We start from the raw sequence: 17,102 nt of genomic DNA on the forward strand, positions 1-17,102 counted from the left end.
GCCCGCGGCGACCCAGGCGGATGTCCAGGCGGCCCAGGCCGCCGCGCGCGATGCGCGCGCCGCGGCCGACCAGGCACAGACCATCCAGCAGAATCTCGCCCGCGCCGCGCTGCCCGCGGCCGGCGGCACCGCGCCCGCCGAGCGCGATGTGCCCGGCCTGCAGCCGCCCGAGCCGATGGGTGACCAGACGGCGACGGGCGACGCGCTCCGCTCCGACCTGCCCGGCATCGCCTTCCGCGTCCCTGGCACCGAGACGCAGGTGCGCCTCTACGGCTTCGCCAAGCTCTCTGCCTGGACGGATGCCAATGGCCGCAACCAGACCGATGCGCCGCTGCCCGGCGGCATCCCGCTGACCGGCAGCCCGGCCGCCCAGCAGGGCGGCGATTTCGGCATGACGGCGCGCTTCAGCCGCTTCGGCGTGGACACGCGCAGCCTGACCGCCTGGGGCACGCTGGAGACGCGGCTCGAGGGCGATTTCGGCGGCGGCTCGCCGACCTCGTCCAACGCGGTGTTCCGCCTGCGCCAGGCCTGGGGCGAGCTGGGCGATGAGCGCTTCCGCGTGCTGGTGGGCCAGGCGAACAGCCTGTGGAACGAAGGCCTCTACGAGACGCTGATCGACGCCACCAACCTCAACCAGTCCTTCATCCGGCAGGCGCAGTTGCGGGTTACGGCGCGCCTCGCCGAGGGGTTGAACGGCCAGCTCTCGCTCGAGGCGCCGGACACGCAGTACACCTCGGCCGCCGGCGTCTTCACGCCCGGCAGCACGCTGGATGGCGGGGCAAGCCCGGCCTTCAACAACGCGCCCGACGTGCTGGCGCGGCTGAACTACCGCAAGGACGGGCTGGAGATCGGCGTCCGCGGCATGCTGCGGCAATTGCAGATCCGCCCCGCCGGGACGGCCGCCGCCCAGCCCTTCAGCGGCACCACGAGTGCGACGGGCGTGGGCGCTGCCGCGCATGTGCGCTTCCCGATGCGCTGGATCTCGGAATCCTTCGGCGCGGATGAGATCATGGCCATGGGCTATGTCGGCGAGGGCATGGGCCGCTACTTCGCCGGCAGCACCAATGGGCAGGATGCGCTCTCCAATATCGGCATGCCGGGGCTGACCGGGCGGGTCAGCCTGGACCCCGTGCCGGCCTGGGGCCTCACCGCCGGCTACCGCCGCTTCTGGACGCCGCAGATCCGCACCAATCTCACCTATTCCTTCTCGCGCCAGGATTTCGCCAGCTACGCGCTGGCCTTCACGCCCGGCTCGGCGGCGGCGACCAGCCTGAACCGGGACATCCAGCAGCTCTTCGCCAACATCATCTGGAGCCCCTTCGGCCAGGTGCGCAACGGCGTCTTCGACTCGGGCTGGCTGGATATCGGCTTCGAGTATCTCTACACCCGGCGTGACCTCTATGGTGGCGCGGCGGCGGCGGGGACGGGTCAGGCGGGGCATGGCATCGCCAACCGCTTCCTGTTCGCGACGGTGGCGCGTTTCTGAGGCGTTTCTCGAGCCGGATACGAAGCATGACCGTCCAGACCCCGCGGCTTCGGCCGCTGCGCCGCGCCGCGACAATGCTCCTCGCCGCGCTGCTGATGACCGGCTGCGCCAGCTACATCCGCCTCGACCCGCCTCCCGCGGCGGAGACCGAGGACATCCCCGTGCTGGGGCTGCCCAATGCGCGCTTCTGGCTGGATGCCTCGCCCGAGCCCCTGCTGCGCGAAGGCCAGCTCATGGCGGCGCGCGAACTGGCCGCCGCGCAGGGGCGCCCGCTCGGCCCGCAGAATTTCCTGGCCCTTTCGGGCGGGGGTGACAACGGCGCCTTCGGCGCCGGGATGATGCTGGGCTGGACGGCCGCCGGCACCCGTCCGCAGTTCAACATGGTGACGGGCATCTCGGCCGGCGCGCTGATCGCGCCCTTCGCCTTCCTGGGCCCCGACTATGACCCCGCGCTTCGCGACGTCTTCACCGGCCAGCGCCCGCAGGACATCCTGCTGCTGCCGCGCCAGGCCGTCGCCGCTTTCTCGCTGCTCTTCGGCGAGGCGATCGCCGATACCTCGCCGCTCAGCCGCCTCATCGCGCGGCATGCGAATGAACAGATGCTCGCCGCCATCGCTGCCGAATACGCCAAGGGGCGCCTGCTGCTGATTGGCACCACCAATCTCGACGTTCAGCGCCCGGTGGTGTGGAACATCGGCGCCATCGCGGCCAGCGGGCATCCGGAAGCGCTCGGCCTGGTCCGGCGTATCCTGCTCGCCTCCGCGTCGATCCCCGGCGCCTTCCCGCCGGTTCTGGTCGAGGTCCAGCATCAGGGCCGCGTCTTCCAGGAGATGCATGTGGACGGCGGCGCCACGATGCAGGTGTTCCTCTACCCGCCCACCTTGAACCTGCGCGGCGAGCAGCGCGGCCAATGGGCGCTGCGGCAGCGCACCGCGCATGTGATCCGGAACGGCCGGGTGGATGTGGAGGCGACGCGCACGCCGCGCGGGGTGCTCAGCATCACCCGCCGCTCGGCGGCCACGCTGCTGCACTATAGCGGCCTGGGTGACATCAGCCGCATCCACCTGACCACGCAGCGCGACGGCATCGGCTTCCGCGTCGCCTATATCGGGCGGGAGTTTGACCACCCGCGCGGCCAGCCCTTCGACCCCGGCTACATGCAGGCGCTGTTCGACTATGGCTTCGAGCGCGGGCGGCTCGGCGATGGCTGGCGGAGCGAGCCTTCCACCGTGGGTGTCCTCGCCGCGCCCTGAGGCCGCCTGAAGTCCCTTGGGACGGGCCGCCCATGGGCGGGACGCCAGGCGCATCCGGCGCTGGCGCCCGCAGGGTAAACTCGGGCAGCATGCATGCGCAAGAACCCGCCCCGGGAGGCCAGATGTCTGAGCTCAACGCCGTCCTCGCCCATATCGATGCCAACATGGATGCCGCGCTGGAGCGCCTCTTCGCCGTCATCCGCATCAAGTCCATCTCGACCGACCCGGCCTACAAGGCGGATTGCCAGGCCAATGCCGAATGGCACGTGGCGGATCTGAAGGCGATCGGCTTCGACGCCGCCGTCCGCCCCACGCCCGGCCACCCCATGGTGGTGGCGCATGACCGCAGCACGCCCGGCAAATCCGCGCTGTTCTACGGCCATTACGACGTGCAGCCGGTGGACCCGCTGGAGCTCTGGGAGCGCGACCCCTTCGAGCCCACCATCCAGACGCTGCCCTGCGGCACCAAGGTCATCACCGGCCGCGGCTCGGCCGATGACAAGGGCCAGCTCATGACCTTCATCGAGGCCTGCCGCGCCTGGAAGGCTGTGACGGGCAAGCTGCCCATCCCCGTCTCCATCCTGCTGGAGGGCGAGGAGGAATCGGGCGGCGTGAATCTGCCGGGCTTCCTGAACGCGAATGCCGATGAGCTGCGGGCCGATATCGGCCTGATCTGCGACACCAACATGTGGGATGCCGAGACCCCGGCCATCACGACCATGCTGCGCGGGCTCTGCGGCGAGGAGGTGATCATCCACGCCGCCGACCGGGACCTGCATTCGGGCTTCTACGGCTCGGCCGCCGCCAACCCGAACCGGGTGCTGGCGCGCATCCTGGCCGATCTGCATGACGAGAATGGCCGCGTCACGCTGGCGGGCTTCTATGACGGCGTGCCGGAGCTCGACCCCGCGCTGCGCGCGCAATGGGACACGCTGGGCTTCACGGCGGAGGCCTTCCTGGGCGCGGTCGGCCTCGGCATTCCGGCCGGCGAGAAGGGCTACAGCGCGCTGGAGCAGACCTGGTCCCGCCCCACGGCCGAGATCAACGGCATGGGGGGCGGCTATCAGGGCGAGGGCTTCAAGACGGTGATCCCGGCCAAGGCCTCGGCCAAGGTCTCCTTCCGCCTCGTCTTCGACCAGGACCCGCACAAGGTCCGCGCCGCCTTCCGCCAGCATGTGATGGACCGCCTGCCAGCCGATTGCCGCGCGGAATTCATCGAGCATGGCTCGGGCCAGGCGATCCGCTTCCCGACCGACGACCCGGCCTTCCTCAAGGCGCGCGAGGCGCTGAGCGATGAATGGCCGAAGCCCGCCGTCTTCATCGGCGGCGGCGGCTCCATCCCCGTCACGCACCAGCTCAAGCAATCGCTGGGGATGGATGTGATCCTGGCGGGCTTCGGCCTGGAGGATGACCGCATCCACAGCCCGAACGAGAAGTACAACCTGGTGAGCTTCCAGAAGGGCATCCACTCCTGGGCGCGGATCCTCGACGCCCTGTCCCGCTGAGGATCACGCCGATGAGCGACGCGACCGCGCCCAAGAGCCGCATGCAGAAGATGCTCGATACGGTCGAGCGCGTCGGCAACCAGGTGCCGCATCCGGTGATGATCTTCGTCTATCTCATCGGCGGCGTCATCGTGCTGTCCACCCTGCTTTCGATCCTGGGCGCGGAGGTGAACTACCAGGCCTATAATCCGGCGACGGGCGAGATCGAACCCGCCAGCACCGCCGCGCGGAGCCTTCTGACGATCGAGGGCATCCGCTTCATGTATACGGGCGTGGTGGGCAACTTCATGGGCTTCACCGCCGTCGGCGTCATCATCATCGCGATGGTGGGCGTGGGGGTCGCGGAGGAATCCGGCCTCGTGAAGGTGCTGATCCGCAAGCTCGTCATCATCTCGCCGCGCTGGGCGCTGACCTGGATCCTGACCTTCGTGGGCATCATCTCTTCCGTCGCGGCAGATGCGGGCTATCTCGTGCTGATCCCGCTGGCGGCGGCGGCCTTCGTCTCGGTGGGGCGCCACCCACTGGCGGGCCTCGCCGTGGGCTTCGCCTCGGTGGCGGCGGCCTTCCTGGTCAACATCCTGATCGTGCCGGTGGACGGCATCCTGACCGAGATCACCAATGACGCGATACGGCTGGTGAATCCGGCGCAATCCATCGACCTCGCGGCCAATGTCTGGTTCTCCATCGGCTCGGTGGCACTGCTGACCGTGCTCATCGTGCTGATCACCGAGCGGGTGATCGAACCGCGCCTCGGCGCCTACACCGGCGATTACGAAGTCCCGGGCGAGAATGTGCTCAGCGAGGCCGAGTATCGTGGCCTGCGCTATGCCGGCTACGCGCTGCTGGCCGTGCTCGGCTTCATCGGCCTGCTGCTGCTGCCGCCCGGCGCGCCGCTGCGCAACCCCGAGACAGGGGCGATGATCCAGGGCTCGCCCTTCATGAACAGCCTGATCGTCACCATCGCGCTGATCTTCGGCGTGGTCGGCGCCGCCTATGGGCGGGGTGCGGGCACCATGAAGGGCTCGGGCGACATCATCGCGGCCATGCAGAAATCCATCAGCGGCCTGGGCGGCCTGATCCTGCTGCTGCTGGTGATCAGCCAGTTCATCGCCTTCTTCAACTACACCAACATGGCCACACTCGCCGCCGTCACCGCGGCCAAGGTGCTGGCCTGGCTGAACCTGCCCTCCATCGCGCTGATCATCGGCTTCGTGGTGGCGGTGATGGGGATCGACCTCATCATCACGGCGGCCATCGCCAAATGGGCGATCTTCGCGCCCGTCTTCGTGCCGCTGCTCATGCAGCTCGGCGTGGAGCCGGAGGTGGTGCTGGCGGCCTATCGCGTGGGCGACAGCCCGCTCAATGCCATCACGCCGCTCAATGCCTATTTCGCGATGATCGTCACCTTCGCCATCAAGTACCAGAAGGATGCCGGCATCGGCACGGTGATCGCGCTGATGCTGCCCTATGTGATCTGGATCTCGGTGATCTGGACCGCCTTCCTGGCCGGCTGGTACCTGCTCGGCATTCCCTGGGGCCTCTGATGGCATGGGCCGCGTGACGCGCGATGAGCGACATCGCCATCACCTTCGCCATCATCGGCGGCATGGTCGTGCTGTTCGTCTCGAACCGCGTGCCTGTCGCCGTGGTGGCCTTGTGCGCGGCGCTGCTGCTCTTCGCCACCGGCATCCTTGACCTGCCCGAAGCGCTGGCCGGCTTCGGCGACACGACGATCCTCTTCATCGCCTCGCTCTTCGTGGTGAGCGCGAGCCTGGACGCCAGCGGCGTCACCGCCTGGGTGGGGCAGGTGCTGGTGCGCCAGGCGGGAGCGAGCCGCGCGCGGCTGCTGCTGCTGACCATGCTGCTGGCAGCCTTCCTGACGGCCATGATCGGCTCGAGCGGTGCGGCGGCGGCGCTGCTGCCGGTGCTGGTGCTGGTGGCGGTGCGGCTGCGCCAACCGCCGGCGCAGCTCATGATGCCGCTGGCCTTCGCCTCCTATTCCGGCTCCATGCTGGTGCTGACGGGCAGCCTCGTGAATGTGCTGATCTCGGATGCGGCGGTGGAGCAGGGCATGCCCGCCTTCGGCTTCTTCGAGATGAGCCTGGTCGGCGTGACGCTGCTGCTGGGCCATATGGCGATCGTGCTGCTGTTTGGCGCCAAGCTGCTGCCCAACCGCGCGACGCGCGGGATGCCGGAGGACCTGAGCCGGCATTCGGGCAAGCTCTCCGAGCAATACGGGCTCTTCGAGGATCTCTATCAGCTTGAGGTCGGCGCGGGCTCGCCCTTCCTCGGTACGCCGCGCGCCGCGCTGGAGCTGCGGCTGGAAGGTCGGAACCATCCGGGCCTCAGCCTCATCGCCATTCGCGGCCCTGATCGCGAGGGCGTGACACGCCACCGGCCCATCGCGGCGGGAGATCTTCTCATCATGCGCGGAGAGGCCGCCGTGGTGCAGGCATTCAGCAGGGAGAACGGTCTTGTCGAGCGTGCCTCGGGCCGGCCGCAGCTGAACGAGGCGCTGTTCAATCACAGTACCGGCTTCATGGAGGTGGTGCTGCCGCCGCGCTCGGGCCTGATCGGCGAGACGGTGTTCCCGGGGATGATCACGCCGAGCGGGGACCTCGTCATCCTTGGCATCCAGCGGCGCGGCGAGCGGCTGGGGCCGGGCGCCGTGGCGCTTGCAGCCGGGGATACGCTGCTGCTGCAGGGCAGCTGGGAGGCGCTGGAGGAGCAGGCGGGCGATCCGAATGTGCTGGTGGTGACGGCCCCTTCCACCCTGCGCGGCCAGGCCATCCCACTTGGTGCCGGATCCCGCCGGGCCATCGCCATCCTGCTGCTGATGGTGGGCCTGCTGGCGAGCGGCGCGGTGCCGAGCGTGGTGGCCGCCCTGGTCGCGGCCTGCGCCGTGATCCTGCTGGGCGTGCTGAAGACCGAGCGCGCCTATCGTGCGATCAACTGGAACATTCTGATCATGATCGCCTCGCTCATCCCGCTCTCGACGGCGATGTACAAGACGGGCGCGGCCGGGCTGATCGCGGAGAGCCTGGTGGCCGTGGTGGGCGAGGCCAGCCCCTATGCCCTGCTGGCCGGTCTTTTCCTGCTGACGGCGGGGCTCGGCCAGCTCATCTCCAGCACGGCGACGGCGTTGATCGTGATCCCTGTTGCCATCGCGTCGGCGGGGGCGATGGCCGTCTCGCCGCGCACGGCGCTGGTGACGGTGGCGGTGGGGGCGGCGGCCTCCTTCCTCACCCCCATCGCCTCCTCCGCCAGCCTGATGGTGCAGGGGCCGGGCGGCTATCGCTTCGGCGACTACTGGCGGCTGGGCCTGCCGCTGCTGGGCTGGTCCTTCCTCGTGGCCGTCTTCCTGGTTCCCTTCCTCTGGCCCTTCGGACGCGCCGCATGAACATGGATCTCGCCCTGGTCCTGCTCCTGCTGGCGGCCGCCATCGTGATGTTCGTCATCAACCGCCCGCGCATGGATGCGGTGGCGCTGCTGATGATCGTGCTGCTGCCCTTCACCGGCGTGCTCACCATCAACGAGGCGATGGCGGGCTTTGCCGATCCGGTGGTGATCCTCATCGCCGCCCTCTTCGTCATCGGCGAGGGGCTGGTGCGCACGGGCGTCGCGCGGCGCCTGGGCGATTGGCTGAACGCGACGGCGGGCGGCAGCGAGACGCGGCTGCTCGTGCTGCTGATGTTGAGCGTCGCGGGCCTCGGCGCCTTCATGAGCGGCACGGCGGTGGTGGCGATCTTCATCCCCGTCGTGCTGCGCATCTGCCAGAACACCGGCATCGCGCCCTCGCGCCTGATGATGCCGCTCAGCATGGCGGCCCTCCTGAGCGGCACGCTCACGCTGGTGGCGACCGCGCCCAATCTCGTCATCAACGCCGAGCTGACCCGCCAGGGCATCGAGGGCTTCAGCTTCTTCGCCTTCACCCCCTTCGGCGTGGTCTTCCTCGCACTCGGCATCCTCTATCTGCTGCTGGCGCGCGGGCTGTTGCCGAGCGGTGCGGCCACGCCCGCCGGGCGGGCGGCACCCAACATGCGGCAATGGGTGGCGGAATACGGGCTGACGGGGCGCGCGCATCGCGCCCGCGTCCGCGTGGGTTCGCCGCTCGCCGGGCTGCGGCTGGAGGAGATCGGCCGCCGGGTCGAGGGGGTGGAACTGCTGGCCATCGAGGTGCCGGGCCGCTTCGCGACAGAGGTGATCCGCCCGACGCCGCGCACCGTCCTGGCACCCGGCCAGGTGCTGCTGCTGGACGTGGTGGCGCCGGGGCTGGACATCGCGCGCCTCGCGGCCGAGGAGGGGCTGGACCTGCTGCCGCTCGATGATGGTGGCTACTTCACCGACCGCTCGCAGGAGATCGGCATGGTGGAGGCGCTGGTGCCGCCGGAATCCGCGCTGGTGGGCCAGACCGTGCTGCAGGCGCGGGTGCGCGGGGAGATGGGCCTGACCGTGCTGGGCCTGCGCCGCGGGCAGCGCGTGCTGGCCGAGGATTTCCTGCGGACCCGCCTGAAGCCGGGCGACACGCTGCTGCTGACCGGCTTCTGGTCCGACATCCGCAAGCTCGACCAGCATCTCTCGGACCTCGTCGTGCTGCGCCTGCCGGCCGAGGAGCGCGAGGTTCTGCCGGCGGCAAGCCGCGCGCCGCAGGCCCTCGCCGTGCTGGCCCTGACCGTCGGGCTGATGATCTCGGGCCTCGTCTCCAACGCCCATGCGGCGCTGATCGGCTGCCTGCTGATGGGGCTGCTGCGCTGCGTGGATTTCAACAGCGCCTATGCCTCGATCTCCTGGAAATCGCTGGTCCTGATCGTCGGCATGCTGCCCTTCTCGCTGGCGCTGCAGCGCACCGGCGGCGTGGAACTGGCGGCCGATGCGGTGACGGCGATGGCCGGCGGGGCGGCGGCCTGGATCATCCTCGGCCTGCTCTTCGTCATCACCGCGATGCTGGGGCTCTTCATCTCCAACACGGCGACGGCGGTGCTGATGGCACCCGTCGGCATCGCGGTGGCGCAGGAGCTGGGCGTCTCGCCCTATCCCTTCGCCATGACGATCGCGATCGCCGCCTCCGCCGCCTTCATGACGCCGGTCTCCTCGCCCACCAACACGCTGGTGGTGGGGCCGGGCAACTACAGCTTCGGCGATTTCGTGAAGATCGGCGTGCCCTTCACGCTGATCGTGATGGCGGCCACCCTGGTTCTTGTGCCATGGCTGCTGCCGCTTTGACCCCCATCTCAGGAATCCGCGCGCCATGAGCGATATCTGGATCATCGCCGCGATCATCTGCGTGGCCGTCGTGCTCTTCATCTGGAACCGCCTGCCGGTGGTGATCGTGGCCATGGGCACGGGCCTCTCCCTTTGGGCGACGGGCGTGCTGACGCTGAACGAGGCGCTCTCCGGCTATGGCGACCCGGCGGTGATCTTCATCGCCTCGCTCTTCCTGATGAGTGCGGCGCTGGAGCGCACCGGCGTCACCGCCTGGGCGGGGCAGCAGCTGATCGCGAGCGCGGGCGAGGATAGCCGCGCGCGGCTGCTCGCGCTGAACGGGCTGCTGGTGGCGCTGCTGACGGCGCTGATCAGCCTGAACGGCGCGGTCGCCGCGCTGCTGCCGGTGGTGGTGGTGATGGCGGTGCGGCTCAGGCGCGCGCCGTCGCAGCTGTTGATGCCGCTGGTCTTCTCGGCGCATGCGGGCTCGCTCCTGGCGCTGACCGGCACGCCGGTGAACGTGCTGGCCTCCAACGCGGCCTTCGAAGCCGGCTTCGGCCGCTTCGGCTTCTTCGAATTCACCCTGGTGGGCGTGCCGCTGCTGCTCGGCACGCTCGCCATCATCATCCTCGTCGGACAGTTCCTGCTGCCCAATCGCGGCGGGCCGTCCATGCCGGCTGATTTCTCCGCCCATGCGCGCACGCTGGTCGAGCAGTACGGCCTGGCGGATGGCGTGTTCCGCCTGCGCGTGCGCGAAACTTCGGCCTATGTCGGGGCGGCCACGCCGCTCGATTTCAGCGCCTATCCCGGGCTCACGGTCATCGCGATCCAGGAGGGGGACACGGCGGCCCCGGTCAAGCGCGGCTACATCGCCATGGGCGATCACATCCTGGTGCGCGGCGACGCCGAGGGGGCGGCGCGGCTGGCCGCCGACCAGCATCTGGCCTTCCGCCCCGAGGAGGGCGACGCCGAGGCCGAGGAGGCGCTGTTCAACCGCCGCTCCGGCCTCGCCGAGGTGATGATCCCGCCGCGCTCGGCCATGATCGGGCGCGAGGTGTTCCCCGGCATGACGACCGACAGCGGGGACCTCATCATCATCGCGGTCCAGCGCGGCGGCGCGGATGTGGGCCCTGGTCCCACAACGCTCGAGGCGGGCGATACCATGCTGCTCCAGGGCACCTGGAAGGCGCTCGATGTCCGGCTGAACGACCCGGAGGTCCTCGTCGTGAACTCCCCCGATGTGGTGCGCCGCCAGGCGGTGCCGCTGGGCCAGGGCGCGAAGCAGGCGCTCATCATCCTGGGCGGCATGGTCTTCCTGCTGGCGACCGGCCTCGTCCCCGCCGCGGTCGCGGGCGTGCTGGCGGGGTTCGCGCTCATCCTCTCGGGCGTGCTGACGGTGGACCAATCCTACCGTGCGGTGGATTGGACGACGGTGATCCTGGTGGGCGCCCTGATGCCGCTTTCGGCGGCGATGGAGCAGAGCGGGGCGGCCGCGCTGCTGGCCGAGGGCCTGGTCGCGCTGGTCGGCGATGCGGGGCCCTATGCGCTGCTGGCGGGCCTTTTCGTCCTGACCGCCGTGCTGGGCCAGCTGATCTCCAACACGGCGACGGCGCTCATCGTGATCCCCATCGGTGTCGCGGCGGCGATGGGCATGGGCGTGTCTCCGCTGCCGGTGCTGATGAGCATCGCGGTCGCGGCCGCGGCCTCCTTCCTGACGCCGATCGCAACCCCCACCAACCTGATGGTGATGGGCCCGGGCGGCTATGTCTTCGGCGACTACTGGAAGCTCGGCCTGCCGCTGATGATCTGGTTCTTTGTGGTCGCGGTCTTCCTGATCCCGGTCATCTGGCGCTTCTGAGCCGGCCTCAGAACAGAATGCCGACAATGATGCCGATCACGATGTTGACCAGCACGGCCACCAGCACGACTGAGAGCGCGAAGCCCATGACGCGCTCCTTGGGGATGCGCATCACGATGGGCGTGCCCACGTAGAAGAGGAAGAGGCTGTAAAGCCCGCCGGCCAGCGCCGGGAGCCAGCCGATCCAGGGGATGATCATGCAGGCGCCGCCGATCCAGGAGGCGGTGGGCGCGAAGGCGGCGAGCTTCATGGCCGCGATGGGGTCGGCCGGGCCGCCGAAGCGGGGTGTGAGCATGGCCACGATCTTCGCCAGCACGAAGACGCCGATGAGCGAGAGCCCCCAGCCCACCAGCGTGCTGCCGATCAACCCGACGAAGCCCAGGGCGCCGAAGCCCACCAGCGCGGTGCCGAGCAGGCCACCCGCCGCCTGCAGGGCGGAGAGCGGCACGACATAGGATTTGAAGAGATCAGCCGTCTCGGCCGGTTCGGCGGCGATGACCTGCCACTCTGCCAGGGGGTTCATCATCAGGCCCTTGGCGCGCGCAACGAGATCCATGTGTTCCATCCTTTCGCAGCGCGCCCTGGCCGGGCGCCCCGGAATACTGCGCGCGGGCGCGGCGGCGGGGCAAGCATCACCTTCCGGGCCTCCGGGCGATGCGCCATGCTGCGGCCCGAGGGTCAGGAGGGGTCGGACATGGAACTGCATCAGCTCAGCGCGCGCGAGGCGATGGCGAAGCTGAACCGGCGCGAGGTCTCGCCGCTGGAACTGGTGGAGGCGGCGGCGGCGCGCATCGCCGAGGTCGAGCCCGCGGTGAACGCGCTGCCGACTCTCTGCCTGGACCGTGCGCGGGACCATGCGAAGCGGCTGATGCGGGGCGAGGGGCGAGAGATGGAAGGTGCGCCCGGCTGGCTGGGCGGGCTGCCCGTCTCGATCAAGGACCTGACGGATGTGGCGGGCGTGCGCACCACCTATGGCTCGCCCATCTTCCAGGATCATGTGCCCGCACGCTCGCACCCCGTGGTGCAGCGGATCGAGGCGCGGGGCGGCATCGTCATCGGCAAGTCCAACACGCCGGAATTCGGCGCGGGCGGCTCCACCTTCAACGAGGTCTTCGGGCGCACGCGCAACCCTTGGAACACCGCGCTCACCTGCGGCGGCAGCACGGGGGGCGGGGCGGTTTCGCTTGCCACGGGCGAGGTCTGGCTGGCGCAGGGCACGGATCACGGCGGCAGCCTGCGCCGGCCGGGCACCTATTGCAGCGTGGTGGGGCTGCGCCCCTCGCCCGGGCGGGTGACGCGCGGCACTGTGAACAACCTCTTCGCGCCGCTCTCGGTGCAGGGGCCTATGGCGCGCAACATCCCGGACCTGGCGCTCTTCCTCGACACCATGGCCGGCTGGTGCCCGGAGGACCCGTTGACCTATGACGCGCCGGCCGTCAGCTACAGCCAGGCGGTGGCCGAGGCGCGGCCGCCGAAGCGCGTCGCCTTCACCATGGACTACAATGGCGCGCTGCCGGTGGACCGCGAGACGCGCGCCATCTGCACGGCGGCGCTCAAGCATTTCGAGGCGATGGGCTGCATCGTCGAGGAATACGCGCCCGACCTCGCGGAGCTGACCGACGCCTTCCTCGCCCTGCGCAGCCAGAATTTCGTGGTGGACCGCGAGATGCAGATGCAGACGCATCGCGCGCTGCTGAAACCTGACATCATCTGGAATACGGAACTCGGCCTGAACGCCACGCCGAGCCGCATCGCCTGGGCGGATCGCGAGCGCGCGGCCTTCTACCGCCGCATGGTGGAGCTGTTCCGCCGCTACGACATCTTCGTCACCCCCAGCGCCGGCACGCCCGCCTTCGACGTGATGCTGCGCAACCCGGTGAGCATCGCGGGCCGCAAGCTCGAGAACTACATGGCGGGCTCGATGTTCAACGCGGCGATGACGCTGGCGGGCTCGCCCGCCGTCGCCGTGCCCTGCGGCTTCGACCAGTATGGCAGGCCGGTGGGCTTGCAGATCGCGGCGCCCTCGCGCCGGGACGAGGTGGCGCTGCAGGCGGCGGCCCTGTTCGAACAGTCAACCGGATTGGACCGGAAACTGCCCATTGATCCGCGCCCCGGCGTGGTGCCGCCGGAGGAGACCTGATCTCAGGCGGCGATGGTCCCGATCGCCGCCGCCAGCACGCCCAGGGCAGCTTCGAAATCCGCGAGTTCCATCGCCTCATCCGGGTTGTGGCTGCCATTCTGGTTGCGGATGAAGAGCATGGCCGAGGGCACGCCCTTCAGCACGAAGCTCGCGCAGTCATGCCCCGCGCCGGAGGTCATTTCCAGGAAGGGCACGCCGGCCGCCGCCGCACCGTCTCGCAACGCCGCGCGCAGATGCGGGGCCATCAGTGCGGGGGCGGCGCGCATGCCCTCGCCATAGTCGAAGGTCACGCCGCGCCGGGCCCGCGCGCCGGCCGCGGTGCTGCGCATCACCTCCTCCACCGCGTCCAGCACGGAATCCTGCTCGCTGCGGATGTCGAGGCTGAACCGGACCTGGCCCGGCACCTTGGTGGGGGCGTGCATCTCGGCGGGTGTCCAGAACTCGCCGATGGTCATCACCAGGTCCTGGCCCTCGCGCTCCATGCGGTCCCAGAGCGTTTCGAGGCGCGTCGCGAGTTCCGTCACCGCCAGCACCGCATCCTGCCGGAAGCCGCGCGGCACGGCGCCGGCATGGTTCCAGGCGCCGCTCGCGCGGCAGATCGGGTGGCGCAGGATGCCGCGGATGCCGGTGACGATGGCGCAGGGCAGGCCGGCACCCACCAGCACCGGGCCCTGCTCGATATGCGGCTCGATGAAGGCGTGGATGCGCGTGGGGTCGAGCGAGGCGCGGCCGTCGCGGATGAATTGCGGATCGAAGCCCTCCTCGGCCATGTGCTCGGCGAGCGTCTTCCCGCTGTCCGAGCGGCGGGCGGTGTCGGGCACATGCGGCGGCAGCAGGCCGAAGGCGGCGCGGCTGCCGATGTAGTTCACCGGGAACCAGCACATTTCTTCCGCGCGGATGCCGAGGATGGTGAGGTCGCGCGGCAGCATCCGCCCCTCGGCCTGGAGTTGTGCGACGAGAGCGAGGCCCATCACCACGCCCGCGGCACCGTCGAAATTGCCGCCATGCGAGACGGCGTCGAGATGCGAGCCGATCATGACGGGCGCGAGGCTGCGATCCGCGCCGGGCAAGGTCATGAAGAGCGTGCCGACGGGGTCCACGCGGCACTCCAGGCCGATCGCCTCGGCCGCGCTGCGGATGATGGCGTGTGCGGCGCGCTCGCCCGCGCCATAGCTGGCGCGGGAGACGCCGGGCGGGTCGAGCGAGGCCTCGCGCAGCGCGTCGAAAAGCTGGGAAGCGAGGGCCATGGGCTGGGTCGTCATGCGCCGCAGCCTTGGCCCATATGGCCCGCTGCGCAAGCAGTGCTGAGAGCCTGATCGCCTTTGGCGATACCGCCAAAGGCGATCAGGCTCTATTCGACCGTGGCGCCCGAGATCCGCACCAGCTCCGTCACGCGCGGCAGCTCGGCGGCCTGGAAGGCGGCGAATTCCTCCGGCGTGCTGCCCACCACCTCATAGCCCAGCTGCTCCATCCGCGCCTTGACCGCGGGTGTGGCGAGGCCGGCCGCGATCTCGCGCGAGAGGCGCAGCACGATCGGCGCGGGCGTGCCGGCGGGCGCGAAGACGCCGAGCCAGGAGTTGAAGGCATAGCCCGGCATCGCCTCGGCCACCGCCGGGATGTCGGGCAGCTGCGGCGAGCGCGCCTGGCGCGTGATGCCAAGTGCCCGCACCTGTCCCGCGCGCACCTGCTCGATCGCTTCCACCACCGGCGTGAACATCACATCGAGCCGGCCGGAGACGAGATCCGCCATGGCCGGCGCGCCGCCGCGATAGGCCACCTGCGTGAAGCGGATGCCGGCCTGGTGCTCGAAGAGGGCGGCGGCGAAATGCTGCGAGGAGCCCGCACCCGCGATGCCGCAATTGAGGCTGCCGGGTTGCGCCTTCGCGCGGGCGATGAGCTCGGCCGTGCTCTGCACCGGCAGGTTGGCGCGCACCACCAGCAGGCAGGCGCTGAGCGCCACCAGCGAGACCGGCGCGAAGTCGCGCACCACATGGAAGGAGAGGTTGCGGTAGAGCGCCTGGTTCGTGGCATGCGTGCCGATCGAGCCCATGACGAGCGAATAGCCATCCGGCGCGCTGCGGGCCACGTGCTCATTGGCGAGGTTGCCCGCCGCCCCCGTGCGGTTCTCGACCAGCACGGATTGGCCAAGCCCCGCGGTGATGGCCTGCGCCACCACGCGCGCCGTGGTGTCCGTGCTGCCGCCCGGCGCGAAGCCGACGAGGAGGCGGATGGGCTTGTCCGGCGTCCAGGCTGGCTGCGCCTGCGCGGCGAAGGGCAGGGTGAGCATCAGGCCAAGGCTGCGGCGCTGCATGGGGCGTTCCTCCGATGGCGCGTCCTTGTCTGGCGCGCTTCTGGGAAGAGCGCAGCATGATGCCGCTGGCAGGTCTAGTATTCCCGCTCCCAGGTGATGCCGAGGCGGTCGCCGGCCGGGCCGGTGCTGGTCTCGCCTTCCAGGCGCAGGCGCGGCGTGAGCTCCACCTGCACGCCCACACCCGGCGTGCCGCCCGCCGTGCCCTGGCGGATGCCCAGATAGACGCCGGGCGCCACATAGCCGCCCGCCTCCAGCGCGGCGCGGCCGGCGCTGTCGGAACCCACGCCCAGGCGATCCAGGCCCAGGCCGCGCCTGAGCCGGTCCACCGCCGTCAGCCCCGGCGTGGGCAGGCCGGCGAGCTGGGCGGCGGCCTGGGTGATGGTCACGATCTCGAAGGGCGAGAGGCGGCCCGTCTCGCGGTCAAACAGCAGGCGGGCCAGCGCTTCGTCCTGCGGCAATTCGGGCTCGGCCGTCACCTGGATCACGGGCGTGGCCGGGCTGCCGGTGATGGTGAGGTTGATGGTGTGGGTGCGGCTGCGCGCGGTGGCGAGGAAATCGAGGCTCGGCGAGAAGCTCGCGGAATCGAAGCCGATCAGGCCGCGCGTGAAGTCGAGCCGCCGCCCGGCGAGGTCGAAGCTGCCGCGCCGCAGGCGGAAGCCGCCCGAGGGGATGGGCTCGGCCACCGTGCCGCGCAGGATGAGTTCGCCGCCCAGCTCCGCTTCCAGCCCGCGCCCGCGGATGAAGAGGGCGCGCGGCGCGGCGATGGTGACGTCCAGCGCCATGGGCAGGTTGGGCTTGCTCACCGGCGGCGGCGGCGGCGCGGGGGCCGGCCGGCCCGGCGGCATGGGGCCGATCTGCCGGACGGGGGCGAGGCTCGGGATATTGGCGGGCAGGTTCTCCGGGATGCGCAGCTCGGCCCGGCGCAGGGTGACGCGGCCGCCGAGGCTGCCGCCCGAGAGCAGCGGGCCGCGCAGGCTGAGATCCGCATCCACCACCGCATCGCCCAGCGAGCCGCCGATGGGCCGCGCGCCCTCGGCGCGGAGGCGGAATTCGGCTGGCAGGCCCTCCCCCAGCGGCTCGACCCAGCCCTGGGCGGAGAGGGTGCCGCCGCCGCCGGTGCGCCCCGTCAGGCTCTCGACGAGGAGGCGGTGGCCCTGGGCGGTGAGCCGCGCGGCGACAGCCTCGATCCGCGTGCCATAGAGCGGGTTGCCGTAGCTGCCCTCGCTCAGCGTGGCGCCGCCGGCCAGCGCCGGGGCCTCGGGCGTGCCGCTGGCGCGCAGGTCGAGCGCGAGGCGCCCGGCCACGCGGTCCGGCCCGCCGGCCAGGAAGGGGCGTGCGAGCGCGCCG

12 protein-coding genes are annotated in these 17,102 nt (G+C 70.5%); 8 read left to right on the plus strand and 4 right to left on the minus strand.

Annotated elements, in window-relative coordinates; genetic code table 11:
• The 7 genes from KTR66_RS24075 to KTR66_RS24105 all read left to right on the plus strand — a co-directional run.
• The coding region (locus KTR66_RS24075; protein ID WP_213617290.1) for a DcaP family trimeric outer membrane transporter at window positions 1-1,486 on the plus strand (1,486 nt) is incomplete at its 5' end.
• 26 nt (window positions 1,487-1,512) lie between these two features.
• Entirely contained in the window at window positions 1,513-2,739 is a 1,227-nt protein-coding gene (locus tag KTR66_RS24080; RefSeq protein ID WP_213617292.1) for a patatin-like phospholipase family protein, read from the plus strand.
• Between the two features lie 122 nt (window positions 2,740-2,861).
• Window positions 2,862-4,244, plus strand: a complete 1,383-nt coding sequence (locus tag KTR66_RS24085) for a M20/M25/M40 family metallo-hydrolase (protein WP_213617294.1) — start codon at window positions 2,862-2,864, stop codon at window positions 4,242-4,244.
• Between the two features lie 11 nt (window positions 4,245-4,255).
• Entirely contained in the window at window positions 4,256-5,788 is a 1,533-nt protein-coding gene (locus KTR66_RS24090) for an AbgT family transporter (protein ID WP_213617296.1), read from the plus strand.
• A gap of 23 nt (window positions 5,789-5,811) precedes the next feature.
• The gene (locus tag KTR66_RS24095; protein ID WP_213617298.1) at window positions 5,812-7,644 is read left to right on the plus strand and encodes an SLC13 family permease; all 1,833 of its coding nucleotides are present in this window, start codon (window positions 5,812-5,814) and stop codon (window positions 7,642-7,644) included.
• Window positions 7,641-9,467, plus strand: a complete 1,827-nt coding sequence (locus KTR66_RS24100; protein WP_213617300.1) for an SLC13 family permease — start codon at window positions 7,641-7,643, stop codon at window positions 9,465-9,467. The genes KTR66_RS24095 and KTR66_RS24100 overlap by 4 nt, the downstream gene beginning before the upstream one ends.
• Window positions 9,468-9,492: 25 nt before the next feature.
• Complete coding sequence (locus KTR66_RS24105) at window positions 9,493-11,304, plus strand: SLC13 family permease (protein WP_213617302.1); 1,812 nt, start codon at window positions 9,493-9,495, stop codon at window positions 11,302-11,304.
• 7 nt (window positions 11,305-11,311) lie between these two features.
• On the opposite strand, the gene KTR66_RS24110 is transcribed toward KTR66_RS24105, so the two are convergent.
• Complete coding sequence (locus tag KTR66_RS24110) at window positions 11,312-11,860, minus strand: Yip1 family protein (RefSeq protein ID WP_213617304.1); 549 nt, start codon at window positions 11,858-11,860, stop codon at window positions 11,312-11,314.
• A 138-nt stretch (window positions 11,861-11,998) separates the two neighbouring features.
• On the opposite strand from KTR66_RS24110, the gene KTR66_RS24115 reads away from it, so the two are divergent.
• Window positions 11,999-13,444 (plus strand): amidase, encoded by a 1,446-nt coding sequence (locus KTR66_RS24115; RefSeq protein ID WP_213617306.1) that lies wholly within the window; start codon window positions 11,999-12,001, stop codon window positions 13,442-13,444.
• A 2-nt stretch (window positions 13,445-13,446) separates the two neighbouring features.
• On the opposite strand, the gene KTR66_RS24120 is transcribed toward KTR66_RS24115, so the two are convergent.
• The 3 genes from KTR66_RS24120 to KTR66_RS24130 form a co-directional block, all read right to left on the minus strand.
• A complete protein-coding gene (locus KTR66_RS24120) occupies window positions 13,447-14,706 on the minus strand; it encodes a hydantoinase/carbamoylase family amidase (protein ID WP_213617308.1) in 1,260 nt (419 codons plus the stop codon).
• A gap of 89 nt (window positions 14,707-14,795) precedes the next feature.
• Window positions 14,796-15,755, minus strand: coding sequence for a tripartite tricarboxylate transporter substrate binding protein (locus KTR66_RS24125; RefSeq protein ID WP_213617310.1), 960 nt, complete (start codon window positions 15,753-15,755; stop codon window positions 14,796-14,798).
• A 74-nt stretch (window positions 15,756-15,829) separates the two neighbouring features.
• Window positions 15,830-17,102: translocation/assembly module TamB domain-containing protein (locus KTR66_RS24130; protein WP_213617312.1), on the minus strand; the 1,273-nt coding region annotated here is incomplete at its 5' end.

The organism is Roseococcus sp. SDR, from assembly GCF_019083995.1.
In the GTDB taxonomy this organism is placed as follows: Bacteria; Pseudomonadota; Alphaproteobacteria; order Acetobacterales; family Acetobacteraceae; genus Roseococcus.